General features: G+C 72.0%; 21 protein-coding genes. 13 read left to right on the top strand and 8 right to left on the bottom strand.

Annotation, left to right across the window (positions count from 1 at the left end; all coding sequences use genetic code 11):
* Positions 1-9 precede the first annotated feature (9 nt).
* Complete coding sequence (gene pip / locus ABZ192_RS00125; RefSeq protein WP_356922262.1) at positions 10-978, top strand: prolyl aminopeptidase; 969 nt, start codon at positions 10-12, stop codon at positions 976-978.
* Positions 979-1,036: 58 nt separating this feature from the next.
* Here the strand turns inward: pip and ABZ192_RS00130 are convergent, their stop codons facing one another.
* Entirely contained in the window at positions 1,037-1,471 is a 435-nt protein-coding gene (locus tag ABZ192_RS00130; protein WP_356922263.1) for an Rrf2 family transcriptional regulator, read from the bottom strand.
* A gap of 128 nt (positions 1,472-1,599) precedes the next feature.
* On the opposite strand from ABZ192_RS00130, the gene ABZ192_RS00135 reads away from it, so the two are divergent.
* Positions 1,600-2,349 (top strand): SDR family oxidoreductase, encoded by a 750-nt coding sequence (locus tag ABZ192_RS00135; RefSeq protein WP_356922264.1) that lies wholly within the window; start codon positions 1,600-1,602, stop codon positions 2,347-2,349.
* Positions 2,350-2,416: 67 nt separating this feature from the next.
* Here the strand turns inward: ABZ192_RS00135 and ABZ192_RS00140 are convergent, their stop codons facing one another.
* A complete protein-coding gene (locus ABZ192_RS00140; RefSeq protein ID WP_356922265.1) occupies positions 2,417-3,769 on the bottom strand; it encodes a BTAD domain-containing putative transcriptional regulator in 1,353 nt (450 codons plus the stop codon).
* Positions 3,770-3,876: 107 nt separating this feature from the next.
* Here ABZ192_RS00140 and ABZ192_RS00145 point away from each other — a divergent pair, with 107 nt between their 5' ends.
* Positions 3,877-4,398 (top strand): hypothetical protein, encoded by a 522-nt coding sequence (locus tag ABZ192_RS00145; protein WP_356922266.1) that lies wholly within the window; start codon positions 3,877-3,879, stop codon positions 4,396-4,398.
* Here ABZ192_RS00145 and ABZ192_RS00150 read toward each other — a convergent pair.
* Positions 4,395-5,633: a transposase gene (locus ABZ192_RS00150; protein ID WP_356922267.1), complete on the bottom strand. Its 1,239-nt coding sequence runs from the start codon at positions 5,631-5,633 to the stop codon at positions 4,395-4,397. The two genes, ABZ192_RS00145 and ABZ192_RS00150, sit on opposite strands and share 4 nt — an antisense overlap.
* A gap of 96 nt (positions 5,634-5,729) precedes the next feature.
* Here ABZ192_RS00150 and ABZ192_RS00155 point away from each other — a divergent pair, with 96 nt between their 5' ends.
* The 3 genes from ABZ192_RS00155 (at position 5,730) to ABZ192_RS00165 (ending at position 8,169) form a co-directional block, all read left to right on the top strand.
* Positions 5,730-6,116, top strand: a complete 387-nt coding sequence (locus ABZ192_RS00155; protein ID WP_356922604.1) for an ATP-binding protein — start codon at positions 5,730-5,732, stop codon at positions 6,114-6,116.
* Between the two features lie 261 nt (positions 6,117-6,377).
* Positions 6,378-7,295, top strand: coding sequence for an amidohydrolase family protein (locus ABZ192_RS00160; protein ID WP_356922268.1), 918 nt, complete (start codon positions 6,378-6,380; stop codon positions 7,293-7,295).
* A 196-nt stretch (positions 7,296-7,491) separates the two neighbouring features.
* A complete protein-coding gene (locus ABZ192_RS00165) occupies positions 7,492-8,169 on the top strand; it encodes a 2-phosphosulfolactate phosphatase (RefSeq protein ID WP_356922269.1) in 678 nt (225 codons plus the stop codon).
* Between the two features lie 52 nt (positions 8,170-8,221).
* Here the strand turns inward: ABZ192_RS00165 and ABZ192_RS00170 are convergent, their stop codons facing one another.
* Complete coding sequence (locus ABZ192_RS00170) at positions 8,222-9,394, bottom strand: epoxide hydrolase family protein (RefSeq protein WP_356922270.1); 1,173 nt, start codon at positions 9,392-9,394, stop codon at positions 8,222-8,224.
* A 103-nt stretch (positions 9,395-9,497) separates the two neighbouring features.
* On the opposite strand from ABZ192_RS00170, the gene ABZ192_RS00175 reads away from it, so the two are divergent.
* Positions 9,498-10,073, top strand: a complete 576-nt coding sequence (locus tag ABZ192_RS00175; protein WP_356922271.1) for a CGNR zinc finger domain-containing protein — start codon at positions 9,498-9,500, stop codon at positions 10,071-10,073.
* Positions 10,074-10,076: 3 nt separating this feature from the next.
* On the opposite strand, the gene ABZ192_RS00180 is transcribed toward ABZ192_RS00175, so the two are convergent.
* Complete coding sequence (locus ABZ192_RS00180) at positions 10,077-11,105, bottom strand: LacI family DNA-binding transcriptional regulator (protein ID WP_356922272.1); 1,029 nt, start codon at positions 11,103-11,105, stop codon at positions 10,077-10,079.
* Positions 11,106-11,371: 266 nt separating this feature from the next.
* On the opposite strand from ABZ192_RS00180, the gene ABZ192_RS00185 reads away from it, so the two are divergent.
* A complete protein-coding gene (locus ABZ192_RS00185; protein WP_356922273.1) occupies positions 11,372-13,426 on the top strand; it encodes a glycoside hydrolase in 2,055 nt (684 codons plus the stop codon).
* An 87-nt stretch (positions 13,427-13,513) separates the two neighbouring features.
* Here ABZ192_RS00185 and ABZ192_RS00190 read toward each other — a convergent pair whose 3' ends face one another.
* On the bottom strand, positions 13,514-14,191 hold the full coding sequence (locus ABZ192_RS00190; protein WP_356922274.1) for a response regulator transcription factor: 678 nt from the start codon (positions 14,189-14,191) through the stop codon (positions 13,514-13,516).
* A complete protein-coding gene (locus ABZ192_RS00195; protein ID WP_356922275.1) occupies positions 14,188-15,435 on the bottom strand; it encodes a histidine kinase in 1,248 nt (415 codons plus the stop codon). The genes ABZ192_RS00190 and ABZ192_RS00195 overlap by 4 nt, the downstream gene beginning before the upstream one ends.
* Before the next feature lie 189 nt (positions 15,436-15,624).
* On the opposite strand from ABZ192_RS00195, the gene ABZ192_RS00200 reads away from it, so the two are divergent.
* Together ABZ192_RS00200 and ABZ192_RS00205 are read left to right on the top strand one after the other, a co-directional pair.
* A complete protein-coding gene (locus ABZ192_RS00200; RefSeq protein ID WP_356922276.1) occupies positions 15,625-16,983 on the top strand; it encodes a glycosyltransferase 87 family protein in 1,359 nt (452 codons plus the stop codon).
* Positions 16,984-16,989: 6 nt separating this feature from the next.
* A complete protein-coding gene (locus ABZ192_RS00205) occupies positions 16,990-18,126 on the top strand; it encodes a glycosyltransferase family 4 protein (RefSeq protein WP_356922277.1) in 1,137 nt (378 codons plus the stop codon).
* A gap of 59 nt (positions 18,127-18,185) precedes the next feature.
* Here ABZ192_RS00205 and ABZ192_RS00210 read toward each other — a convergent pair whose 3' ends face one another.
* Positions 18,186-18,806 (bottom strand): helix-turn-helix domain-containing protein, encoded by a 621-nt coding sequence (locus tag ABZ192_RS00210; RefSeq protein WP_356922278.1) that lies wholly within the window; start codon positions 18,804-18,806, stop codon positions 18,186-18,188.
* A gap of 157 nt (positions 18,807-18,963) precedes the next feature.
* Between ABZ192_RS00210 and ABZ192_RS00215 the strand changes: the two genes are divergently transcribed.
* The 3 genes from ABZ192_RS00215 to ABZ192_RS00225 are packed head-to-tail and all read left to right on the top strand — an operon-like array spanning position 18,964 to position 23,177.
* Entirely contained in the window at positions 18,964-19,734 is a 771-nt protein-coding gene (locus tag ABZ192_RS00215) for a glucose 1-dehydrogenase (protein ID WP_356922279.1), read from the top strand.
* 27 nt (positions 19,735-19,761) lie between these two features.
* Positions 19,762-21,567 carry an NAD(P)/FAD-dependent oxidoreductase gene (locus ABZ192_RS00220; protein WP_356922280.1) on the top strand — a complete coding sequence of 602 codons (1,806 nt, stop codon included), beginning with the start codon at positions 19,762-19,764 and terminating at the stop codon, positions 21,565-21,567.
* Between the two features lie 32 nt (positions 21,568-21,599).
* Positions 21,600-23,177 (top strand): hypothetical protein, encoded by a 1,578-nt coding sequence (locus ABZ192_RS00225; protein ID WP_356922281.1) that lies wholly within the window; start codon positions 21,600-21,602, stop codon positions 23,175-23,177.
* Positions 23,178-23,678: the final 501 nt, after the last annotated feature.

Consider the following 23,678-nt stretch of genomic DNA (forward strand, 5'->3'; position numbering starts at 1 on the left):
GGTGGGTACATGACCGGGCTCCATCCGCCCATCGAGCCGTACGAGCACGGCATGCTCGACGTCGGCGACGGCAACCGCGTCTACTGGGAGAGCTGCGGGAACCCGGCCGGCAAGCCCGCCCTCGTCCTGCACGGCGGGCCCGGCTCCGGCGCGGGGCCGTTCTGGCGTCGGCTGTTCGACCCGGCGGCGTACCGCGTCGTGCTCTTCGACCAGCGCGGGTGCGGGCGCAGCACACCCGACGCCGCCGATCCGCGGACCTCGCTCGACACCAACACGACCCCTCATCTGATCGCCGACATCGAACTGCTCCGGCAGCACCTCGGCATCGGGGAGTGGCTCGTCCTCGGCGGCTCCTGGGGCGTGACCCTCGCGCTGGCCTACGCCGAGCAGTACCCGGGGCGCGTATCCGAGCTGGTCCTCTTCAGCGTCACCAACACCACCCGCCGCGAGGTCGAGTGGGTCACGCGGGACATGGGACGGATCTTCCCCGAGGAGTGGGCCCGGTTTTGTGACACCGTCCCCGAGGCCGAGCGCGACGGCAGCCTGGTGGACGCGTACGCCCGGATGCTCGCCGACCCGGATCCGGCCGTACGGGAGCGGGCCGCGCGGGAGTGGTGCCGGTGGGAGGACGTGCACGTGTCGACGCACCCCGGGCACCGGCCCGACCCCCGTTTCGAGGACCCGCGCTTCCGGCTGCGCTTCGCCCGTCTCGTCACGCACTACTGGCGGCACGCCGGCTTCCTGGAGGACGGGGTGCTGCTGCGCGACGCCGGGAAACTGGCGGGCATCCCCGGCGTGCTGATCCACGGACGGATGGACATCAGCGGCCCTCCGGACGTGGCGTGGCGGCTGGCCCAGGTGTGGCCGGACGCGCAGCTCGTGCTGATCGGCGCGGAGGGGCACGGGCTGTCGGGCGACGCGACGGCGGAGGCGGTGCTGGCGGCGACGGACCGGTTCCGGCCGGTCGGCACCCCATAGGACATGCTTCCGCCGCTGCGGTGCGCCTCCGCCAACTGGAAGGCGCAGGCGGGGGAGGCTAGCGAGGTGCCGCGAGTACGTCCCGGAGTACGTCCTCGAGCGTGACGCGGGACAGCTCGCGTCTCAGGGTCTCCTCGATGCCCTCGTAGATGCTCTGCATCGCCGGCTGGATGCCGTAACCCACCACGCATCCCTGGTCCGGGGTGGTGCGGTGCATCGCGAACAGCGGGCCGGGTTCCACTGCCTCGTACACGTCGAGCAGGGTCATCGACTCCAGCTCGCGCGCCAGCGACCAGCCCGCGCCCACGCCCCGCCGGGACTCCACGAGCCCGGCCCTGCGCAGCTCGCCGAGCAGCCGCCTGATCACCACGGGGTTGGTGTTCGCGCTGGTCGCGATCTGCTCGGAGGTGGCGACCTCATGGCCTTGGCGCTGGTAGAGACCGATCCAGGCCAGCGCGTGGGCGGCGATGGTCAGCCTGCTGTTGGCGCTCATGGACTCCTCCTCTCGGCCGCAACGCTTTATGTTACGACAGCGCAGTCGTAACAGTTAAGGTTGCAACAGCTTGTCGTAACAATTAGCGTTGCGACTGCCGGGATGGTCAATCAAACGAGGTGAGAAGAATGAGCAAGCCACTCATGGGCAAAGTCGCCCTGGTCACCGGGGGGTCGCGCGGACTGGGAGCCGCGACCGTACGGCTGCTGGCCGAGCAGGGCGCCGACGTCGCCTTCACCTACGTCAGCTCCGAGAAGCAGGCGCAGGCCGTCGTCGACGAGGTGCACGGCAAGGGAGCCAAGGCCGTCGCCTTCCGGTCCGACCAGGCGGACACGAGCCGGGCACCGGCGCTGATCGACGACGTGGTCGCGCACTTCGGCGGCCTGGACATCCTCGTCAACAACGCGGCGATCTCCGTGGCCGGCACGGTGGACGACCCGGACGCCGACACCGCCGCACTGGACCGGATGCACGCCACCAACTACCTCGGCGTGATCGCCGTCATCCGGGCCGCCTCCCGAGTGCTGCGCACGGGCGGCCGCATCATCACGGTGAGTTCCGGACTGGGCTCCCGGGTCGGTGCCCCCGGCCTTGCCGACTACTCGGCGACCAAGTCAGGGATCGAGAGGTACACCATGGGCGTCGCACGCGACCTCGGACCCCGGGACATCACGGCCAACGTCGTGGAGGCCGGACTGATGGAGGGCGGCATGCAACCGCCGGACCCCGAGACCCTCAAGGTCCTGCTCGGCTCGCTGTCCCTGCAACGCATGGGGCACCCCGACGAGATCGCCGCGGCGATCGCCTTCCTGGCGAGCCCCGCCGCGTCGTACGTCACGGGCGCGGCGCTGGACGCCCACGGCGGCTACAACGCCTAGTCCTTCCACCTGCGCCTTCAGGTTGGTGGAGGCTCGCTGCTGACTCCGGTTTCGGAGCGAAGCACTGTCACCGGCCCCCGGCCGACCGCTTGGCACCGCACGTCGCCAGACTGCACCACCGGCGCCGCCCGCTCTCGTCGAGGAACAGCCAGCCGCAGTCCCGGCTGGGGCAGCCGCGGACGGTGAAGCGCCGCGGGTCGGCGAGCAGTTCGCCCGCGCTGCGGGCCACCGCGCAGACGGGCAGGCGCAGTCCGGCTGCGGGCGAGGGCTGCCAGCGTCCGAGACCGTCCTCGCCGCGCGTGAAGACCGACAGCCGCGCGGCGTCCTCCACCGCCGCCGCCACCGCCTTGAACGCCCGGCCGTCCTGCGGATCGGTCAGACAGGCGTACAGGTCCGTGCGCAACCGCCGGGCCTCGTCGAGGACGACGGCGGCCTCGGCCGGCTGCCGAAGGGCCTGGTCCCGCAGCCCGGTGACCTGCCGGTCCTCGATCAGATCGAGGTGGCCGGCCCATACGGCGAGCGTGGCGTAGCCGCGCAGCCACTCCGACCCGGGCAGTGGCTCCCCGCCCCACCCGGCGTAGGTGTTGCAGAACTCCAGCGCGGGGTGTCCGCTCGTACTCCACGGCAGCCACTGGTCGCCGACCCGCACCGCGTAGACGGGCCCGGGGGGCCGGTCGAGCCGGGGGTCGGCGCGCAGCATGCGCTCGTGCAGGGTGCGGAGTTCGCCGTTCGGTTCGACGCCGAGTTCGGTCGTCAGCAGCGTGTGCGTGCTGCGATACAGCTGGAGCGCATCGGCCTGGCGCCCCGCGCGGTACAGGGCGGTCATCTGGGCGCCGACCAGCCGTTCACGGGTCGGGTGCTCTTCCAGCAGCGGCGTCAGGTCCGCCACGACACGGTCGTGCAGACCCATGGCGAGCTGGGTCTCGGCTCGCCGCTCCACGGCGGACAGGCGCAGTTCGCCGAGCGTGCCGCCGAGGCGAGTGCGCAGCCGTTCGTCGGCCACGTCCGCGAGCAGCGGGCCGCGCCACAGCCCGAGGGCCTGGTCGTACAGGCGGATCCGCTCCGCGGGATCAGCGCAGTCCGCCGCCTGCCCGACGAGCCCGGTGAACTCCTGGACGTCGATCGCATGAGGGCCCTGAGGGCCCTGCTCCACGGCGTAACCGTCGTGCCGGGTCTCGACGGACACCCCGTGCGGCCTGAGCGCGGCACGCAGGCGGCCGACGTAGGTGTGGACGGTGGCACGGGCGGCGGCGGGCGGCTCGTCGTCCCACAGCAGGTCGATGAGACGGTCCGTCGTGACCGCGCGGCCCGCGTGCAGCAGCAGGACCCCCAGCAGACACCGCTCCTGGCGGCGGCCGCCCACCAGGACCTGCCGTCCCTCGTGGCGGGCGGCGAACGGACCGAGCAGTTGGAACTCCATGGCTGTCCGGCAGCCTAACGGGAGGCCGATGGTCAGGCTTTGGTCAGAGGCCGGGAAGAGACTGACGCACGCCCCTTCCTTCCACCCGTCTCCGCCCAAGGAGAACCATGCGCCGAACAGCTGTCACCACGCTGGCACTTGCCGCCGTGCTCGTCGGGACGCAGCCCGCGTCCGCGGAGCCGGCGCGGGGCTGGGAACCGGCACCCTCCGCGCCGTGGGACGTCGGCGCCGGTGCGCGGTGCGACTTCCCCGTCCACGGCGAGCCGGTCGTCGACGAGGTGGTGCGGCGCGTGCTGAGCACCTACCCCGACGGCTCCGTGCGGCGGGTCGCGTACCGGGGCGATCTGATCGTCCGCGTCACGAACACCGAGACCGGCTCCTCCTACGACGCCGACGCGAGCGGCTCGGCCGTCGTCGAGCACCGGCCCGACGGCTCCCAGCGGTGGGCCGTGCACGGGCCCGTACTCGTCGGCGTCGGCCAGGGCCAGGGCAGTCTGCCGCGCGGCCTGTACCTCGTCGACGGCGTCTACACGATGGAGATCAGCCCCACCGGATACAAGTCCGTACGCCTCCTCCACGGGACGACGGACGACCTGTGCGCGCACATCGAGTCAACTACCCATCGCTAAAGCGACGGGCTTGCACAACGGGCGCCACTGGCTGTGGTGCTGCGTTTGCGTCCTGCCCCTCCGGCGGGCTTCGGGGGTGGGGCTGGGGCCGTTGACTGGGCCCCGCGTCGCCACAACTCCCACGCGCGGGCGCGGATGTTGCGGGAGCTGTTCCGGTCTGCGTGCGCAACGACGCCGCAGGACCGGCACGCGAACCAGGCCTGGGAGACCCGGTTCGCCCTGTCGATGTGGCCGCACTCGGCGCAGGTACGGGAGGTGTACGCCGGATCGACGTACACCACCGGCACCCCGGCCTTGCGGGCCTTGTACGCGATGAACTGTCCCAGCTGGGCGAAGGACCAGCTGGAGTGGGTGGCCCGTTGGGGCTTCCTCAGCCGTACCCGTTCGCGGATGCCCGTGAGGTCTTCAAGGGCGATTCCCCGACCGGTGCGTTCAGCCTCGGCCACCACATGCTTCGCGATCTTGTGGTTGATGTCTCTGGCCCGCCGTGCTTCCTTACGGCGGCGCTTGTTCAGCCGCCGCCTCGCGGACGGGGTGTGCTTCTTCTGGAGCTTGGTGCGCAGGCCGCGCTCGCGGAGCCGGATCCGGTTGAGCTCACGCCCGGCCATGATCTCGCCGTCCGAGGTGGTGGCGATGTTCACGATGCCCAGGTCGATGCCGAGGAAGTCCACCGGTTCGGTGTTCAGCTCGGCCTCGGGGATGTCGCAGGTGGCGTTCAGGAACCACATGCCGTCCCGGTGCACGAGGTCGGACTCGCCTCTGCGGTACAGCGTGAGCGTGGCCAGTTGCTCGACAGATGCTGTGAAAGCCAGGTTCTTCATCCGCCCGCCGGTGGTCCAGACCGACACCGTCCGGTCGGCGATCTGCCACGAGAGCATCCGGTCGTCGTAGGGCTGAGCACCAAAGGAACGGAAGGCAACGGGCTTCTGCGTGGCGCGGCGGTAGCGCGCTGAGCCGGGACGACCCAGACGGCCCGCCCTCAGGTTCGCCTTCAGCGTGGCGTACGCGTCACAGGTCTTCTTGATCGTGTGCTGGGCCACCTGAGCGCCGAGGTTCCAGCGGGACTTGACCTGCTCGTAGGTGAGCTTACGCAGGGCGAAGTTCTTGAACTCCCCGCGTTCGAAAGCGACCTGGCTCACCCAGGCGGCAGCCTCGTTGCAGGCACGCAGGGTCGCCTCGAGAGCCGCCGCCTGCACGGGCGTCGGCAGCAGCCTGACCTGCACCACCAGCTTCACGATCAGCGATCGTAGACACCCGCACGACACCCCACCGCATGTTCCCTGTTGCTCACCCCATCGAGTGACGCGCGCACTCTGGCCGCAGCCGCCCGAGTGATACCCGGCCGCTACGCGACCGGGCGGACACCCGAAAGCGCGGGCAGGGCCCGGCGCCTGGTGAGTGTCGCGCTGGCCGCCTGGAGTCTGGACGAGCTGGCCGACGACGGGGCCCTGATCGTTTCCGAGCTGGTGTCCAACACGGTCCGGCACGCGCGATGCTGTTCTATTCGCGTCACGGTCACCAGACCCGAGCCGTCGCGGGTGCGCATCGGGGTCGTGGACAAGTCCAAGCGGTTACCGGAATTACGGGAACCGTGCAGGGGCGACGAGAGCGGGCGCGGCCTCGTGCTCGTCGGAGCGCTGGCGAAGGACTGGGGAACCGATCACCTGCCGTGGGGCAAGCGGGTGTGGGCGGAACTACACGGGGAGGAACGCGGCTGACCGGCGAGCGGAGTCCCTGGGTGGGCGACTTGGTCCAGGACGAGATCGCCGGTCGGCGCGGCGTCGCCACGGATGTGCGCGGCGGCGCGGTATGGGTGCTGCGGCCGTAGTCCGGCCCGGGGCAGTGGACCTCGCGGCAGCCCGAGCGCCTGACCGTGGTACGCCCGCGAGGATAGCCGGACGTGGCCGTGACGGATCCCTCACCGCTCTCTCGTGCAAGGGAGTGGACCCGCCGCCTCGCCCGGGCCGATCGTGGGCGGTATGGATGATCACCCTGTGGCGCCAGTCGGTCCTGCCGGTCCGGGTACGGAAGCGGAGGAGGTCCGTCGATTCTGGGGGCGGCTCGGGCTTCCCGGGCTGGTCGACGTGCACACCCACTTCATGCCCGAGCGTGTGCTGCACAAGGTGTGGGACTACTTCGACGCGCTCGGGTCGCTGACCGGCGGGCTGGAGTGGCCGATCACCTACCGGCAGGAGGAGGCGGAACGGGCGGACCTCCTGCGGGAGTTCGGGGTGCGGGCCTTCACCGCGATGCTGTATCCGCACAAGCCGGGCATGGCTCGCTGGCTGAACGGCTGGGCCGTCGACTTCGCCCGCCGCACCCCCGACTGTCTGCACACCGCGACCCTCTACCCCGAGCCGGGCGTCGAGGCGTACGTCCGGGAGGCCGTCGAGGCGGGCGCGCGGGTCTTCAAGGCGCATGTGCAGGTGGGGGCCTACGACCCCGCCGACGACCTCCTCCAGCCGGCGTGGGGGCTGCTGGCCGAGGCCGGGATCCCCGTGGTGATCCACTGCGGCTCCGGGCCCGCGCCCGGCAAGCACACCGGCCCCGAGCCGATCGCCCGGGTACTGGCCCGGCACCCCCGTCTGCGGCTGGTCGTCGCGCACATGGGGATGCCCGAGTACGCGGAGTTCTTCGGCCTCGCCGAGCGGTACGGGGAGGTGCGGCTGGACACGACGATGGCGTTCACCGACTTCAGCGAGAGCTTCATGCCGTTCCCCCGCCGTGCCCTGCCCCGGCTGGCCGCACTCGGCGACCGCGTCCTCCTCGGCTCCGACTTCCCCAACCTCCCCTACCCGTACGTGCACCAGCTCCACGCCCTGGAACGGCTGGACCTCGGAGACGACTGGCTACGGGCGGTGTGCCACGACAACGCGGCGGCGTTGTTCGAGCTGTGAGCGTGTTCCGGAACCCGATGCGCGCCTGGGGTGAACTCGCCCCTGATTTTCCCGAGGTCGATCGGTGCGGTGGAGGCACAGCACCGCAGCGCGGTCGTGGCCGGCCGACCGCACACCAACCCCGATCCTGAATGAATGCGGGACCAGATGTCCTCTTCCGCGTGATCTCAGACGGGCGGGGCTGCAGAATGGCCTGATGGATCATCACTTCGTCGGTATACCGGAGTTGACCGGCGTCCCCCGTGTCGCGGTCGTCATCGACGTCATGCGCGCCTTCACCGTGGCCGCCTGGGCCTTCTCGCGTGGCGTCGAGAGGATCGTCCTGGCTTCATCGGAGAGTGAGGCACTCGCCTTGAAGGAGAGCCACCCGGGCTGGCTGGCTCTGAAGGACGGGCCTCCGGCAGCGGGCTTCGACGCGGTGAACTCGCCCGGCCTGCTCAGGTCACGTGATTTCGCCGGTCGCACGCTGGTGCAGAAGACGACGGCGGGCACCGTGGGCGCCCTGGCCGTCGCGGACGCGCCGCTCGTCCTGTGCGCGAGCTTCGTGGTGGCCGGGGCGACCGCGCGGTTCCTGCGGGCCGGGGATTCCGGTCCGGTGACGTTCGTGGTCACCGGTGAGGACGGCCAAGCCGACGAGGACCTGGCCTGCGCTGAATACATCGGTCGGTCCATGGGCGGGGGCGAGGTCGAGGCGGCCCCGTATCTCCAACGCGCGCGGAATTCCCGTGCCGCGGCCGATCTCGCCGGCGGGCGGCGGAGCGGGTACCACCCGGATGACGTCGAACTCTGCCTGGAAGTCGACCGGTTCCCCTTCGCGATGGTGGCTCGGCGGGAGGAGTCTTTGATGGTGCTCCGTCCGCGCGGAGTCGTCTGAGCACCCGATACCCGCCCTCGAGCCGAGAAGGACTGGCAGTCCAGGTTCACAGTCAGCGATGAGCGGCCAGCACTGCCGCGAGGCCCTCTCGCAGATCCCTGACGAAATACTCGGGAACCTCCAGCGACGGGAAATGCCCCCCGTGCTCGGGCGTCCTCCATCGGACGATCTGCCGGTACCGCTCCTGCGCCCAGGGGCGCGGACACTTCTCGACGTCGCGGGGATACATGGTGAGTGCCGAGGGGACGTCGACCCGGAGTTCGGGGTCCAGCGAGTTGTGGCTTTCGTAGTAGATGCGGGCCGCCGATGCGCCGGTCCGCGTCAGCCAGTACAGGGTGACGTCGTCGAGAACGCGGTCTATGGACAGGGTCTCGAACGGGCTGTCCTCGGTGTCCGACCACTCGGCGAACTTGTCGAGGATCCAGGCGAGAAGCCCGACCGGCGAGTCGACGAGCGAGTAGCCGATGGTCTGCGGCCGGGTCGCCTGCTGCTTCGCGTACGCCGCGCGGTGGAGCCAGAAATCGCGGGTTTCCTCGGCCCACTCGCGCTCGACCGCCGTCAGCCCGTCCGTCGTCAACCCGGGCGGTCCCTCCGCGAACGTCGTGTGGATGCCGAGGACGTGCGCCGGGAACCTGCCGCCGAGGACCGTGGTGATGTTGCCTCCCCAGTCACCGCCGTGGGCCGCGAACGTGCTGTAACCGAGCCGTCCCATCAGTTCCACCCATGCGGCCGCGATCTTCTCGGTTCCCCACCCGGTGGTGGCCGGCTTGTCGCTGTAACCGAAGCCCGGTAGCGACGGGACCACGACGTGGAACGCCGGCGCGTCTGCGTCTTTCGGATCCGCCAGCTCGTCCACGACGTCGATGAACCGGACAATGCTGTCCGGCCAACCGTGCGTCAAGATCACAGGAGTGGCATCCGCGCGCGGGGACCGGCGGTGCAGGAAGTGGATTCCCAGATCATCAAGGGTCGTGCGGAACTGGCCGATCTGGTTGAGGCGCTCTTCGAACGACCGCCAGTTGTACCCGGTGCGCCAGTAGTTCACGACATCGACGAGGCCGGCGAGCGGAACACCCTGTTCCCATCGGCGAGGACCGGGCGCGGCGTGACGGACCGTCTCGGCCTCCGGTAGCCGCGCCGCGGCCAGTCGTGCGCGCAGATCGTCGAGGTCGGCGTCGGTCGCGTGGGCTTCGAATGCTCGTACGTCGCTGGTCGGGCGGGGCATGAGACCTCCTGGCCTTCGCGGAACCGGCTGCGACCCGTCGCGAACCGGCTTAGACGGTTCTAGCAGGCGTCCATGTCGACCCGCAACCAGCTAAGGTGGTTCCATGCGTTCCGGGTTTCCTGACTTCCGCCTCGGCAGCGTGCTGGCGACCAGCTTCACGGGGACTCTGTCGGAGCGTCACGGCGAGGCCGTGGAGCGCATTCCCACTCCGCAGCGACTCGTCGACTGGCTGGCGGTGTACGGCCTCGCCGTGGACTCCTGCACCCCTGCCCAGCTCGACCTCGCCCGGGAACTGAGGGAGTCGATTCACGCCGCCGCGACAGCGGCCGCGCTCCAGGACGCTCTCCCCGCGGCTGCTGTCCACGTCATCAATGACCGCAGCGCTCAGGGTCGGGCCGCGGCGGTCCTGACGCCCGAGGGTGAGCGGCGATGGCAGCTCAGCTCGGCTTCCCGCGTGGAAGACGCCCTCGGCGTGATCGCCGCCGACGCGATCAGCATCATCGCGGGCGAACGCGACGGAAAACTGGCCTTGTGCGCGTCACCGACCTGCCGAGCCGCCTTCTTCGACACCAGCCGGAGCCGCACCCGTAAATGGTGTGACATGAACACGTGCGGGAATCGTCAGAAGAAGGCGCGCTTCCACGCCAACCGGCGCAAAACCACCGGCTCAGCCGAGTGATCGTCACCTCGGGGGGCGGCCGGCCTCAGCAGCCGCCCGGCCTGTGCGTCCCCCAGGCGCCCCCGTGCTCTCCCGCCGCACCAACCGCGTGGGCACCAGCGTCGTCCCGTGTTCCTCCCCGTTCTGCCGCATCTTGCTCAGGACGCCCTCCACGCACAGCCGTCCCACCTCGGCGAAGTCCTGGTGGATGGTGGTGAGGGGTGGGAGGAAGGAGGCGGACTCGGGGATGTCGTCGAAGCCGATGACGCTGATGTCGCCGGGGACGCGCAGGCCACGTTCGTGCAGGGCCCGGAGCAGGCCCAGGGCCATCTGGTCGTTGGCCGTGAACACCGCCGTGCAGTCCGGCTCGTCGGCCAGCAGCAGTCCGGCCCGGTAGCCCGACTCGGCCGACCAGTCGCCCCGGACCAGGGGCGGCGGGACGCGGCCGGCCGCGGTGAGCGTGTCACGCCAGGCGTTGGCGCGGCGCTGGGCGGCGAAGGAGCCCTCCGGGCCGGCCAGGTGCCACACCGTCTCGTGGCCGAGGTCCAGCAGGTGCCGTACGGCGTCCCGCGCTCCGCCCGCCTGGTCGGTGTCGACCACGGTGTAGCGGTCACCGGCGTCCGAGTCGGCCACCACGACCTGCACACCGGGGGGCAGTGAGACCGTCGCCGCGTCCAGCAGGTGGATCTCCATGATGACGATCACGGCGTCCACGGCGAGCTCGCCCAGGCGGGAGAAGGCGCCGTTCACCTCGTCCTGGGTCGGGACGGCGACGGGCAGCAGCGTGACGGCGTAGCCGTGCTGGGCCGCGGAGGTGGCGATGGCCTCCAGGGTGCGGATGTTGCCCATGGTGGAGAGGGAGAAGGTGATCACGCCGAGGGTGCGGAACTCGCCGCGCTTGAGCGCCCGTGCGGCGCTGTTGGGCCGGTAGCCCAGCTCCCGCATCGCGGCCAGGACCTGCCGGCGGGTGTCCTCCGTGACGCCCGGGAAGCCGTTGGAGACACGGGAGACCGTCTGGGAGGAGACGCCCGCGAGCTGCGCGACGTCGGCCATGGAGGCGCCCTGGCGCGGACGGGCCGGACGCCTTCTCGTACGACTCGTGCCCTGCGGTTCTCTCTCGCCGTCCACTGTCCCCACCTGCCCCTCGCCCCCCTCGCCGCGCAGCTGACGCAATTTTCCGTCCGGAACGACTCCTTGACCCCTGAGATTCGGACAGTGTAGACATCCCGCCAGTGGATGTTTACGTAAACATTGCACACAGGCCCCGATCTCTGTGCCCCGCCGGGACGCGCGGACGCAGAAGAGTTGGAGTACTCGGAATGGCACACCGCACCGGTAAGAGAAGGCTCCTCGGGGCCATCGGCATCACCGCCGTGGCGACCGGAACCATCCTGGCCACCAGCACCCTGCCCGCCGCGACCGCCGAGCCCGCCGCGCAGGCGGCCGGCGTCACCGTCCGCCCCGACCCCTCCTACCAGCAGGAGAAGTTCGAGGGCTGGGGCACGAGCCTGGTCTGGTTCGCCAACGCCACCGGCGACTACCCACCCGCAGTGCGCGAGAAGCTCTACAAGCTCCTCTTCGGCGACGAGGGCCTCGCCCTGAACATCGCCCGCTACAACATCGGCGGCGGCAACGCCCCGGACGTCAAGGACTACCTGCGGGCCGGCGGCGCGGTCGAGGGCTGGTGGAAGGCCCCGGCGGGCACCACCCGCGAGGACGTCGACTGGTGGGACGCGGACGACCCGGCGGACTGGAACAGACACGCCGACAAGACACAGCGCTGGTGGGTCGACCGCATCAAGAAGGACATCACCCACTGGGAGACCTTCAGCAACTCCCCGCCCTGGTTCATGACCGAGAGCGGCTACGTCTCCGGCAACTTCGACGCGGGCAAGGACCAGCTGAAGCCGGAGTCCGTGGAGGACTTCGCCAAGTACCTGGTGGGCGCGACCGAGCGGCTGGAGAAGGCCCACGGCATCAAGGTCGACACGCTCGACCCCTTCAACGAGCCGAACACCAACTACTGGGGCACCAAGCTCGGCCCCGACGGCGAGCCGACCGGCGGCCGCCAGGAGGGTGCACACATCGGCCCCGAGCTGCAGCAGAAGGTGATCCGCGCCCTGGCCCCGGTCCTGAAGAAGTCCAAGTCGAACGCGGAGATCTCCGCGATGGACGAGACGAACCCCGGCACGTTCGCCACCAACTGGAACTCCTATCCCCAGGAGGTCCGCGACCTGGTCGACCAGATGAACGTCCACACCTACGGCACCGGCCAGCGCACCACCGTCCGCGACCTCGCCAAGGCCGCCGACAAGCCGCTGTGGATGAGCGAGGTCGAGGGCGACTGGGGCGACGGCCAGAGCTTCACGGACATGCGGCCCGGCCTCGGCCTCGCCCAGCGCATGGTCGACGACCTGCGCGAACTGGAGCCCAAGGCCTGGGTGTTCTGGCAGCCCGTCGAGGACTACGACAACATGAAGCCGGGCGGCGAGTCCGCCAAGGGCGGCAACTGGGGCGAGATCCAGCTCCCCTTCAGCTGCACCTCGAAGGACACCCTGAAGTCCTGCCCGATCTACACCAACACCAAGTTCGACACGGCCCGCAACTTCACGCACTACATCAAGCCCGGCGACCGGCTGATCAAGACGAACGACACGTCCAGCACCGCGGCGGTCTCCCGCAAGGGCGACGCGGCGACGGTCGTCCACGTCAACAGCGCCACCGAGTCCCGTGAGGTCACCCTCGACCTGTCGAAGTTCGGCAGGGTCTCCTCGCACGCCACCGTCACCCCGGTGGTGACCAGCGCCGACGGCAAGCTGGCGAAGCAGAAGGCGGTCCGGGTCTCCGGCAAGCAGGCCACGGTCACCGTGCCCGCCCAGTCGGTGACGTCCTTCCTCGTCAAGGGCGTCTCCGGCGTCGCGAAGGACGCGGCCGAGCTGCGCAAGGGCCACGCCTACCGGCTGACCGGCGTCCAGAGCGGCAAGGACCTCACGATCGCCGGCAACGGCACGGGCCTGGTCATCAAGAGCGCCAACGCCGCCGACCCCAGCGGTCAGCAGTGGCGCGTGGAACAGATCCGCGGCAAGGACAACCGCAAGCGGTACGTCTTCACCGAGACCGCCTCGGACAAGCGCCTGGCCGTCCGGAACGGCGCCCTGGTCGCCGAGCCGGACGAGGGCCGCCGCGACAAGGCCACCGAGTGGATCATGTCCTCGACCGGTGACGGCACCTGGACCCTCGTCAACGCCGCCACCGGGCAGCTCCCGGACGTCGGAGGCCAGTCCACGAACGAGGGCGCCTCGGTCGGCCTCTGGCAGCCCAACTCCGGGTCCAACCAGCGCTGGAAGGTGACGGAGGTGACGGACACCCCGTAGCCGCGCGCCCGCCCGCTACGACGCCCCCGGCCTGCCGCACCGCATGGTGACGGCGGGGTCGGGGGCGTCGTGCCACTCCACCCGCCCTCACCCGCCCTCCCTGGGCGTCACCAGACCCGCCTCGTACGCCACGATCACCGCCTGGGCCCGGTCGCGGAGTTCCAGCTTGGTGAACAGGCGGTTGATGTGGGTCTTGACCGTGTGGTCGGTGATGGTCAGGCGCTCGGCGATGTCCCTGTTGGACAGGCCCTGGGCGATGAGGAGGAGGACCTCCGCCTCGCGGGCGGTGAGGCGGTCGAGGAGGGACGTGGGGGTGGTGACGGGGCGGCGGGAGGCGAACTCGGCGATGAGGCGGCGGGTGATGCCGGGGGCCAGCATGGCGTCACCGGCGGCCACCACCCGTACGGCGTGCAGGAGTTCGGGAAAGGTCGCGTCCTTCAGCAGGAAGCCGCTGGCACCGGTCGCCAGCGCGTCGAAGACGTACTGGTCGAGGTCGAACGTGGTGAGCATCAGCGCCTTGGTGGCGCCGTCGGTCTCCCTCAGGATCGTGCGCGCGGCTTGGATCCCGTCCAGTCCGGGCATCCTGATGTCCAGCAGGGCCACGTCCGGCCGGTGAGCCAGGGCGAGGGCCACGGCCTCTTCGCCGTCCGCCGCCTCGCCCACGACGTCGATGTCGTCCTGGGTGGACAGCAGGTTCACGAACCCCGTGCGGACCACCGCCTGGTCATCGGCCACGATCGCCCGGACCGGTTTCCCCGCTGTCACTCGTCCACCCCCGCCGCGAAGCTCTTCGCACCCGCCCGCACCGGAAGCCCGGCCTCGATCAGGAAGCCGCCCCCGGGACCGGCGGGCCCGCAGGCCAAACGTCCGCCGAGCAGGTTCGCACGCTCCCGCATGCCGCTCAACCCGTGCCCGCCGGAGCTGAGTCGGGGGCTCCCGGGGCCGGGGCCCGGGCCGTCGTCGGCGATGTGCAGCCGGACCTCGTCCTCCTCGTAGGTGAGACGGATGTCGACCGCGGCGCCCGGGGCGTGCCGGCGGGCGTTGGTCAGGGCCTCCTGGACGATGCGGTAGACCGTGAGTTCGAGGGAGGGCGTGAGCACCTCGGGGCGGGTGCCGGTGGTGTGCAGGGTGACCTCTCCGCCACCCGACCGGTGGGTCTCCAGCAGCGCGCCCAGGGAGTCGAGCGTCGGTTGCGGCACGACCGGTGCCGCCTCCTCGGACCCTGCCTCGTCCGCGCGCAGCACACTCAGCAGCCGGCGCAGCTCGGTCAGGGCCGAGCGGGCCGACGAGGCGATCTGCTGGAAGCCGTCGCGGGCGGGCGGGGACAGGTCGGGCGTGGTGTAGGTGGCGCTCTCCGCCTGGACGGCTATCACGGACACCGAGTGCGCCACGATGTCGTGCAACTCCCGTGCTATGGCCGCCCGTTCCTGGGCGGCGGCATGTCTGCGCTCCATGGCGATCAGTTCCCGCTGGGCCGCCTCGCGCGCCCGCCGGGACTCCTCCCGGCTGCGGGTGGCGTCCGCGACACCGACCGTCGCCAGCACGCCCACGGACAGGACGAAGGACTCCGTGAAGTACGACAGCGTGCCGTCGGCGCCGACGGCGGGCGCCCGGCCGCCGAGGTCGTACACGCCCATCGCCACATGGCCCACGTTGACCAGCAGCGAGCCGGTGACCGCGGCCGCGGCGAGCAGCGCGGGGTGCAGGACGCGGTGGCGGGCGAGCGTGTAGAGGCCCATGACTCCCGCCACCGCCACCGTCATCAGCAGCTCGGGCCGGAAGAGGAAGTCCAGCAGCGCCGCCGGTACCACCAGGAGCCCGGTGCGGGGCTCGCGCCGCCGCCACAGCAGGGGGAGCACCACGAAGGGCAGGGTGGCCAGGACCGTCGTCGAGGTGACACGGGAGTGCACGACCTCGGCCGCGGCCAGGAGGACCAGCAGGATGCCGCTGACGTACGGGTAGCGGGGGGAGCGCGGCCATGCGAGGGGGCGCAGGGACGACTGACGCATGCCCACATTGTCGGCCGGGGCGGTCCGGCCCGCGTCACCGTACGGGTTGATCCGGGTGGCGGGTGAGTACCACGGGTCGACCCCCAGGACCGGTGCCCGGTGTGACGCTTCCCGGCCGCGCCTTGCGAAGACTTGCCGGACGGAGGAAGGACGGCCGGCCGGTCGGCAAGGGACGGCAAGGGGAGTGCCATGCAGGGGAGTTCGCGAGGACCGCTGTTCGGCTCGGCGGCAGCCGTGCGGACCGCCGCCCCGGCGGGCCCCGCCGGTCCCGGCCCCGTCCGCGTCCCCATACCCCTTCCGCCGTCGCGGCGGAGCCCCGGCCGCCGCCGGGAGACCCTGTGCTGGGCCGCCTGTGCCGTCTTCGCACTGCTGCTGTGTCTGCGGACGACGCTCGTCCCGCACCAGGTGTGGGGCGCCTGCGCCACCGCTGGATACGGTCTCGCCGCGCTCGTCGCCCGGCTCTCCGCGCGGCCCTGGGGCCCGGCGAGCGCGGCCGTGGCCGCCGTCGGGTCCGTCCTGGTGCCGCTGATGCTCCTGGTCGCCGACGGGACACGGCAGTTGGAGGTCACGGTCGTCGAACGGTCCGGCCGGCTGCTGCTGGACTCCGGCACGCCGTACGTCACGGACCCGGCCCAACTGCGGGAGTACAACCCGTACCTGCCCGGCATGGCGCTCTTCGGGCTGCCCCGGGCCGTCCTCGGTGACGTCCCGCTCGCGGACGCCCGGCTGTGGTTCGCGCTGGTGTCACTCGGGGCCATGGGGGCGGCTGCCGTGCTGTGCGGGAGCGCCGGGCGGTCGCCGCGCGGCACCGTCCCGGGCCCCCACCCGGCCCGGGCGCTCCTCTGGCTCGCCGCCACCCCCGCCGTCGCCCTCCCGCTCGCCGTCGGCGGTGTCGACCTGCCCGTCATCGCGCTGATGTGTCTCGCGCTCGCCCTCGCGGGGCGGGGCCGCCCCGTCGCCGCCGGGCTCGCGCTCGGTGCCGCCGCGTCGCTGAAGTGGACGGCCTGGCCGGTGCTGCCCGTCGGGCTCGCCCTGCTCGCGGTGACCGCAGGGCGGCATGCCGCCGTACGGGCCGGTGTCACGGCCGTCGCTCTCGCCGTACTCGCGGTGCTGCCGGTCGCGTTCGCCGACCCGTGGGCCTTCGCCGAGCACGTGCTGCTCTTCCCGCTCGGCGAGGGAGACACCGGCTCCCCGGCGGCCAGCCCGCTGCCCGGGTACCTGCTGGCGACGTACGTGCCGGGGGGCTTCGCCGTCACGGTGACGGCGCTCGCGCTGAGCGCGGTCGCGGTGGCCGCGTCCCTGGTGACGTGCCCGCCGCGCAGCACCGTCGCCGCCGCCGACCGGCTGGCGCTGGGCCTCGGGATCGCCATGTGCCTGATCCGCGCCACCCGTTTCGGATACGTCGTCTACCCGCTGGTGCTGCTCGGCTGGTTCCGGCTCGGGCCGGCGGGGCCGGCGGTGGCCCGAGCCCGGGTCACCGAGGGGCACCGAGGCACACCGACCCGCACCCGCACCCACCCGCTCACCGCGAAGCCGCCGGAGGACTGACCGACCATGCCCCGCACGCTCGTCGTCAGCAACGACTTCCCGCCCCGGCAGGGCGGCATCGAGACCTTCGTCCACGCCATGACGGTCCGCTTCCCGCCCGGCCGGGTCGCCGTCTACACCTCCGCCGCGCCGGGCGACCGGGCCTACGACGCCCGGCTGCCGTTCCCCGTGGTCCGGGACCGCAGCCCCGTGCTGCTGCCGACCCGGCGGGTCACCGCCCGGGCGGTGGAACTGGCCCGCCGGTTCGACTGCGACAGCGTCTGGTTCGGGGCCGCGGCCCCGCTCGGTCTGATGGCGGGCGAGCTGCGGCGCCGTACACAGGTGCGGCGGCTGGTCGCCACGACGCACGGGCACGAGGTGTGGTGGGCGCGCACGCCCGGGGCCCGCGCGCTGCTGCGCCGCATCGGCGCCGGGGTGGACAGCGTCACCTACCTCGGCTCGTACACCCGGGCCCGGATCGCCGCCGCCGTCGGACCGGAGGCGGCGGCGCGGATGCGGCGGCTGGTGCCGGGCGTCGACGCCGACGTCTTCCAGGGCTCCGAGGCGGCGGCGGCCCGGGTGCGGGAGCGGTACGGCCTGGGTGAGCGGCCGGTGGTGCTGTGTGCGGCGCGCCTCATCCCGCGCAAAGGACAGGACGCGCTGATACGGGCCTTGCGCCTGGTGCGCCGCAGCGTGCCCGGCGCGGTGCTGCTGCTGGTCGGGGACGGGCCGCACGCCCGGGCCCTGCGCCGGCTCGCGGCTGCCGAGGGACTGGCCGGGGCGGTGGTCTTCGCGGGCGGGCACCCGCACGAGGAGATGCCCGGCTTCTACGCCGCCGCGCAGGTGTTCGCGATGCCGTGCCGGACCCGCAGGGCGGGCCTGGAGGTGGAGGGCCTCGGGATCGTGTTCCTGGAGGCGGCCGCCGCCGGACTGCCGGTCGTCGTCGGCGACTCGGGCGGGGCGCCGGACGCCGTACGGGAAGGGGAGACGGGGTTCGTGGTCGACGGACGTGACGTACGGGCCCTCGCCGGCCGGCTCACGCTGCTGCTGGACGATGCGCGACTGGCCCGGGACATGGGCGGCAAGGGCCGGGCGTGGGTGCGCGCGGAATGGGGCTGGGACAGGACCCACAGGCACCTGATGTCCCTGCTGGGGGTGGGCTGAGGCCGGCAGGCACCGACGGACCGGGCACGGGGCCCCTGCCGAACTCTCTCCGGGAACCCTCAGGCCCGCTCAACCACGTCGATCATCCGCAGCGCGCGCGTCACGGTCTCCGCGAACGACGGGCCCGCCGAGCCGTCGGAGCGCAGGGCCCAGTCCTCCACCGCGATGCGCATCGCGGTGTTCAGCACGCCCGCTTCCACCCGGACCGCGAGATCACCGGCCGGCCGGCCCGTGCGCTCGGCGATCATCGCGGCGAACGCGGCCTCCGCGTCGTGGTGCGCCTCCAGCCACACCGCACGCAGCCCGGGCTCGTCGCGGCCGAGCCGCAGCAGGTCGCGCAGGGCCCGCACACGCGGTGAGGTCTCGTCGTCGAACCGGAGGCTCAGGATCGCCTCGGCGAGCGAGGCGTGATCGCCCCCGCAGTCCCGCAGATGGTCCGTCAGCAGTTCCAGGCCCGTGGTGAGCAGGGGACGTACGCACTCCTCCTTGGAGCGGAAGTACCGCCACAGCGTGCGCGTCGACACCCCCGCCGCGGAGGCGATGTCCTCCGCCGTGACCGCCGCCACGCCCTTGGCGGCGAAGAGCCGGACCGCCTCCTCGGCGATCTCCATCCGCGTCTCGGCGCGCCGCCGCTCCGTCAGGGGTGGCCGCCCGGTGGCCCCACCCGATCGTCCGGCCATGCGCCCTCCTCGACTTGCCCCGCCACTCTATTTTACGTCGCGCCACGTCTATCTGGCGTGAAATGACCACGTGGCACATCGCGTCTTTATGTCGCACTGAGACAAAAACCAGTACTGTGCCCGCACGCCGGGCCAACGCGACGAGCAGAGGAGCGCCATGGGTGCCACGGGTCTGTCAGGCAAGAGCGTCATCGTCACCGGAGCCGCCTCCGGCATCGGCCGCGCCACCGCCCTGCTGTTCGCGGCGGAGGGAGCACGGGTCGTGGTCGCCGACCTGAACGCGGAGGGCGCCAAGAGCGTCGTCGGGACCATCGAGTCCGACGGGGGCACGGCCGTCGCCGTCACGGGCGACCTGAGCGAGCGCGCCGTCGTCGACGCGGTCGTGGCCGCCGCGGTCGACACCTTCGGCGGCATCGACGTCCTGGTCAACAACGCCGGTGTCATGGACAGCATGTCCGCCGCGGCGGACGTCACCGACGCCGAGTGGGAAAGGGTCCTGCGGATCAACCTCACCGCGCCGTTCCTGCTCACCCGGGCCGCGCTGCCGCACATGATCGCGGCGGGCGGCGGCGCCATCGTCAACACCGCGTCCGAGGCGGCGCTGCGCGGCAGCGCGGCCGGCACGGCCTACACCGCCTCCAAGCACGGCGTCCTCGGGCTCACCCGCTCCCTCGCGGTGATGTACCGCGACCAGGGCATCCGCACCAACGCCATAGCCCCGGGCGGCACGGCCACCGACATCACCGCCGACGTCCACATCGACCGGGAGGCCCACGGACCGGCCGTCGTCGGACGGCACTTCGTCAACATGGGCCGCCTCTGCGAACCGGAGGAGCAGGCCGCCGCCGTCGTCTATCTCGCCTCCGACGCGGCGAGCAGCGTCAACGGCGTCGTCCTGCCGGTGGACAACGCCTGGGCTGCCGTCTGATCGCCCTACGAGAGGAAGAGGCCACGCATGTCCACCGCCCACACCTCCGTGCCGGCCCTGGACTTCGACCCGGACGCGCTGCGCGAGCGGTACCGGGCCGAGCGCGACCGGCGGATCCGCCCGGACGGCAACCGCCAGTACCGGCGCACCACCGGCGAGTACGGCCACTTCGACGAAGACCCGTACGCCGAGCCCGGGTTCACCCGGGAGCCCCTGCACGACCACGTCGAGGTGGTGGTCGTCGGCGGCGGCTTCGGCGGCCTGCTGACCGGGGCCCGGCTGCGCCAGGCGGGCCTGGAGAGCGTCCGGATCATCGAGAAGGGCGCCGACTTCGGTGGCACCTGGTACTGGAACCGGTACCCGGGCATCCACTGTGACATCGAGTCGTACGTCTACATGCCCCTGCTGGAGGAACTCGGCTACGTCCCGAAGTGGAAGTACGCGCCGGGTGAGGAGATCCGGCAGCACGCGCAGGCGATCGCCCGGCACTTCGGCCTCTACCGCGACGCCTGCTTCCGGACCCAGGTGAGCGAACTGCGCTGGGACGAGGGCGAGTCCGCCTGGACCGTCACCACCGACCGCGGCGACCGCATGACCGCACGCCACGTCGTCGCGGCCACCGGGCTGCTCAGCCAGCCCAAACTGCCCGGGATCGAAGGCATCGAGACCTTCAAGGGCCATAGGTTCCACACCAGCCGCTGGGACTACGGCTACACCGGCGGCGACGCGAACGGCGGACTGACGGGGCTCGCCGACAAACGCGTCGCCCTCATCGGCACCGGCGCCACCGCCATCCAGGTCGTGCCGCACCTGGGCCGGGACGCACAGCACCTGTACGTCTTCCAGCGCACCCCGTCCTCCGTGGACGTGCGCGGACAGCGCCCCACCGACCCCGAGTGGGCCGGCTCGCTGGAGCCCGGCTGGGCGCGGCGGCGCCGGGACAACTTCCTCGCGGTCGTCACGGGGGCCGGGGCCGAGGAGGACCTGGTGGCCGACGGCTGGACCAGCACCGCCCGCCTCCAGCAGAAGCTCATCCCCACCGACGGCTTCACCGGCCTCACGCCCGAGGAGCGCGAACGCCTGGAGGAGATCGCCGACTTCCAGAAGATGAACGAACTGCGGGCCCGGGTGGACGCGATCGTCGAGGACCCGGCGACCGCCGAGAAGCTCAAGCCCTGGTACCGCTACATGTGCAAGCGGCCCACGTTCAGCGACGGTTACCTGGAGACATTCAACCGGCCGAACGTCACCCTCGTGGACACGTCCGACCACGGGGGCGTGGAGCGCGTCACCGAGCGGGCCGTCGTGGTCGGCGGGGTGGAGTACGAGGTCGACTGCGTCATCTTCGGCACCGGTTTCGAGGTCGGCGTCTCCGGGCTGCTGTCCGGACAGCTCCCCGCGTACGGCAGGGACGGCGTGGCCCTGCTGGAGTCCTGGCGGCGGACCGGCCCGAGGACCCTGCACGGCTTCTACAGCCGCGGTTTCCCCAACCTGTTCATGCTCGGCTCGGTGCAGTCCGCCAGCTCCGTGAACTACGTACACGTCCTGGACGAGCAGGCCACGCACGTCGCCGAGGTGATCGCCGAGGCGCGCAGGCGCGGGGTCCGGTGCGTGGAGCCGACGGCCGAGGCGGAAGCCGCCTGGGGGGACACGATCCGCGCGAAGTCCGTGGACCTGTACGAGTTCCAGTCCGAGTGCACCCCCGGCTACTACAACGCCGAGGGCATGCCGAGACCCCGCAGCGAGTCGTACGGCGACGGCCCGATCGCGTTCTACGAGCTGATCCGGCGCTGGCGTGCGGAGGGCGGCATGGGCGAGGTGCTGGGCTCGTGACGGGGCGTGCGAGCAGGCAGGAAACGAGTGGCGTGCGCAGCACCCGCTGGCAGGCCCGCCGTCTCAACCCGCCGAACCCGCTGTGGGGTTCGAACGGTGTGGCGTTCGGCCCCGACGGGCGGCTGTACGTCGCGCAGTTCCTCGCCGGGCAGATCAGCGCCGTCGACCCGGCCACCGGGGACGTCGAGGTCGTGGTCCCGCCGGACGGCCCGGTGCAGTCGCCCGACGACCTGGCCTTCGGGGCGGACGGGTCGATGTACATCGCCGACCTCGTCCCCGGCCGGGTGTGGCGCCGCAGCCCCGAGGGCGAGTACGGACTCGTCTCCGACGAGGTGAAGGTGCCCAACGGCATCACATGTGTCGGCGACCGGCTCTTCGTCAACGAGATGCGGATGAACGGCCGGCTGCTGGAGCTGTTCCTCGATGGCGGCGACCCGGTCGTCCTGACCGACGGGCTGGCCCTCGGCAACGCCATGCAGCTCGGCCCGGACGGCTGCCTCCACTACCCGCACATGGTCAGCAATCAGGTCTGGCGCATACCCCCCGACGGCGGGGTGCCCGAGGTCGTCGCCGAGGGCGTGCACGACCCGGTCGCGGTCCGCTTCGACCAGGGCGGCGTCCTGCACGTGCTCTCGCGCGGCCCCGAGGGCTTCGTCACCCGCGTCGACCTGCACGGCACGGGCTCCCGCTCGCTGGTCACCAGCGGGGTCACGGGCCTGGACAACGCCGCGTTCGACGGGGAGAACCGCATGTTCGTCTCCAGCTTCGCGAGCGGCGGCATCACGGAGCTCCACCCCGACGGACGCACCCGGCCCGTCGTCCCGCGCGGCCTGGACGGCCCCTACGGCGTGACGATCGACCTCGGTGGCACGGTGTACGCGGCGGACCACTACCGGGTGGCCCGCCCGGAGGAGCCCGACCCGCGGGCGTCGGGCGACGTGACGACGGAGATCCTCCAGCCCTTCGTCCACGGCATCACGGCCGACGGTGAAGTCCTGCACACGACCTCGCAGTTCGGCACGGTCCAGACCTACGACCCCGCGACCGGCACCACCCGCACCAGGGCGACCGGCCTGAACCAGCCCCTGGGCATCACGACCCGGCCCGACGGCACCCTGGTCGTCGCCGAGACGGGCGCCGGCCGCGTCCTCGCCATCGACGGGACGGACACGGTCACGGTCCTGGCCGAGGGCCTCGACCATCCCGTGGACGTCACGCTCGACGCCGAGGGCCGCTGCTACGTCAGCGATGACCGGCGCGGCGTGGTACTCCGCCTCGACGGCGAGCCGGTGCCGCTCGCGGACGCCCTCGGCGCCCCGCAGGGCCTCGCCGTCCAAGGCGACGAACTCTTCACCGTGGACACCGCGCACCGCCGGCTCTGGTCGATCTCCCTGACGACGGGCGACACCCGGATCGAGGCGGAAAACCTGGCGGTCGGCCCCCCGCCCGGGTCCGCGCCGCGCCGGCCCCCCGCCCTCTTCACCCACGGCCTCCCCGGCGTGGCCCCACGCTTCGCGGGCCTCACCGCCGCCCCCGACGGCTCCCTGCTCCTGTCGTCGAACGGGGAGGGAACGGTGCTGCACCTGTCACCAACGCGCACCACCACCTGACACAGGCCACACGACGTCCGCTCCTATACGGAAGGGCGCTGAGGAGGGCCGTCGCGAGCAGCGAGGCGGCGGCGCCGGGAGGACCTGCCGCGCGCCGGGCGTGAACCAGTGCGCGCGGGGCCGCTCAACCCCCGCACCGGTCGGCCTCCCTGACGACAGGTGACACCCACGTCGAGGCGACGACCTGACGGTCGGCAGCCGACCGGGGGCCGCGCTGCGCCAGGCTTCCGCTCCCGGGAGGCATCCGCGGAGGGACCCGGCGAGCGCTCCGGGGGAGCGGTCAGCGGCGGCGCCGGGAGGGGGTCCTTCCGCGCCGGGCGGAACCCGTTGCGCGCGGGCGCCGCGTACCGTCGCCGTAACCCGGTCCCCCCGACGACGGGCGCCCCCGCCGCGTCGAGGTGGAAGACCTGGCGGTCGGCAGCCCGCCGGGGGCCGTGCCGGGTCGGGCCTCCGCCGGGGAGGATCCGCGGAGGCATCCGCGGAGGGACCCGGCGAGCGCCC

The sequence above is a fragment of the Streptomyces sp. NPDC006235 genome, from assembly GCF_040613735.1.
In the GTDB taxonomy this organism is placed as follows: Bacteria; Actinomycetota; Actinomycetes; order Streptomycetales; family Streptomycetaceae; genus Streptomyces.

Bases quoted from the DNA above. Each gene is read 5' to 3' on its own strand.
- pip (WP_356922262.1), top strand. From the start codon at position 10: ATGACCGGGCTCCATCCGCCCATCGAGCCGTACGAGCACGGCATGCTC.
- ABZ192_RS00130 (WP_356922263.1), bottom strand. From the start codon at position 1,471: ATGAGCGCCAACAGCAGGCTGACCATCGCCGCCCACGCGCTGGCCTGG.
- ABZ192_RS00135 (WP_356922264.1), top strand. From the start codon at position 1,600: ATGAGCAAGCCACTCATGGGCAAAGTCGCCCTGGTCACCGGGGGGTCG.
- ABZ192_RS00140 (WP_356922265.1), bottom strand. From the start codon at position 3,769: ATGGAGTTCCAACTGCTCGGTCCGTTCGCCGCCCGCCACGAGGGACGG.
- ABZ192_RS00145 (WP_356922266.1), top strand. From the start codon at position 3,877: ATGCGCCGAACAGCTGTCACCACGCTGGCACTTGCCGCCGTGCTCGTC.
- ABZ192_RS00160 (WP_356922268.1), top strand. From the start codon at position 6,378: ATGGATGATCACCCTGTGGCGCCAGTCGGTCCTGCCGGTCCGGGTACG.
- ABZ192_RS00165 (WP_356922269.1), top strand. From the start codon at position 7,492: ATGGATCATCACTTCGTCGGTATACCGGAGTTGACCGGCGTCCCCCGT.
- ABZ192_RS00170 (WP_356922270.1), bottom strand. From the start codon at position 9,394: ATGCCCCGCCCGACCAGCGACGTACGAGCATTCGAAGCCCACGCGACC.
- ABZ192_RS00175 (WP_356922271.1), top strand. From the start codon at position 9,498: ATGCGTTCCGGGTTTCCTGACTTCCGCCTCGGCAGCGTGCTGGCGACC.
- ABZ192_RS00180 (WP_356922272.1), bottom strand. From the start codon at position 11,105: ATGGCCGACGTCGCGCAGCTCGCGGGCGTCTCCTCCCAGACGGTCTCC.
- ABZ192_RS00185 (WP_356922273.1), top strand. From the start codon at position 11,372: ATGGCACACCGCACCGGTAAGAGAAGGCTCCTCGGGGCCATCGGCATC.
- ABZ192_RS00195 (WP_356922275.1), bottom strand. From the start codon at position 15,435: ATGCGTCAGTCGTCCCTGCGCCCCCTCGCATGGCCGCGCTCCCCCCGC.
- ABZ192_RS00200 (WP_356922276.1), top strand. From the start codon at position 15,625: ATGCAGGGGAGTTCGCGAGGACCGCTGTTCGGCTCGGCGGCAGCCGTG.
- ABZ192_RS00205 (WP_356922277.1), top strand. From the start codon at position 16,990: ATGCCCCGCACGCTCGTCGTCAGCAACGACTTCCCGCCCCGGCAGGGC.
- ABZ192_RS00210 (WP_356922278.1), bottom strand. From the start codon at position 18,806: ATGGCCGGACGATCGGGTGGGGCCACCGGGCGGCCACCCCTGACGGAG.
- ABZ192_RS00215 (WP_356922279.1), top strand. From the start codon at position 18,964: ATGGGTGCCACGGGTCTGTCAGGCAAGAGCGTCATCGTCACCGGAGCC.
- ABZ192_RS00220 (WP_356922280.1), top strand. From the start codon at position 19,762: ATGTCCACCGCCCACACCTCCGTGCCGGCCCTGGACTTCGACCCGGAC.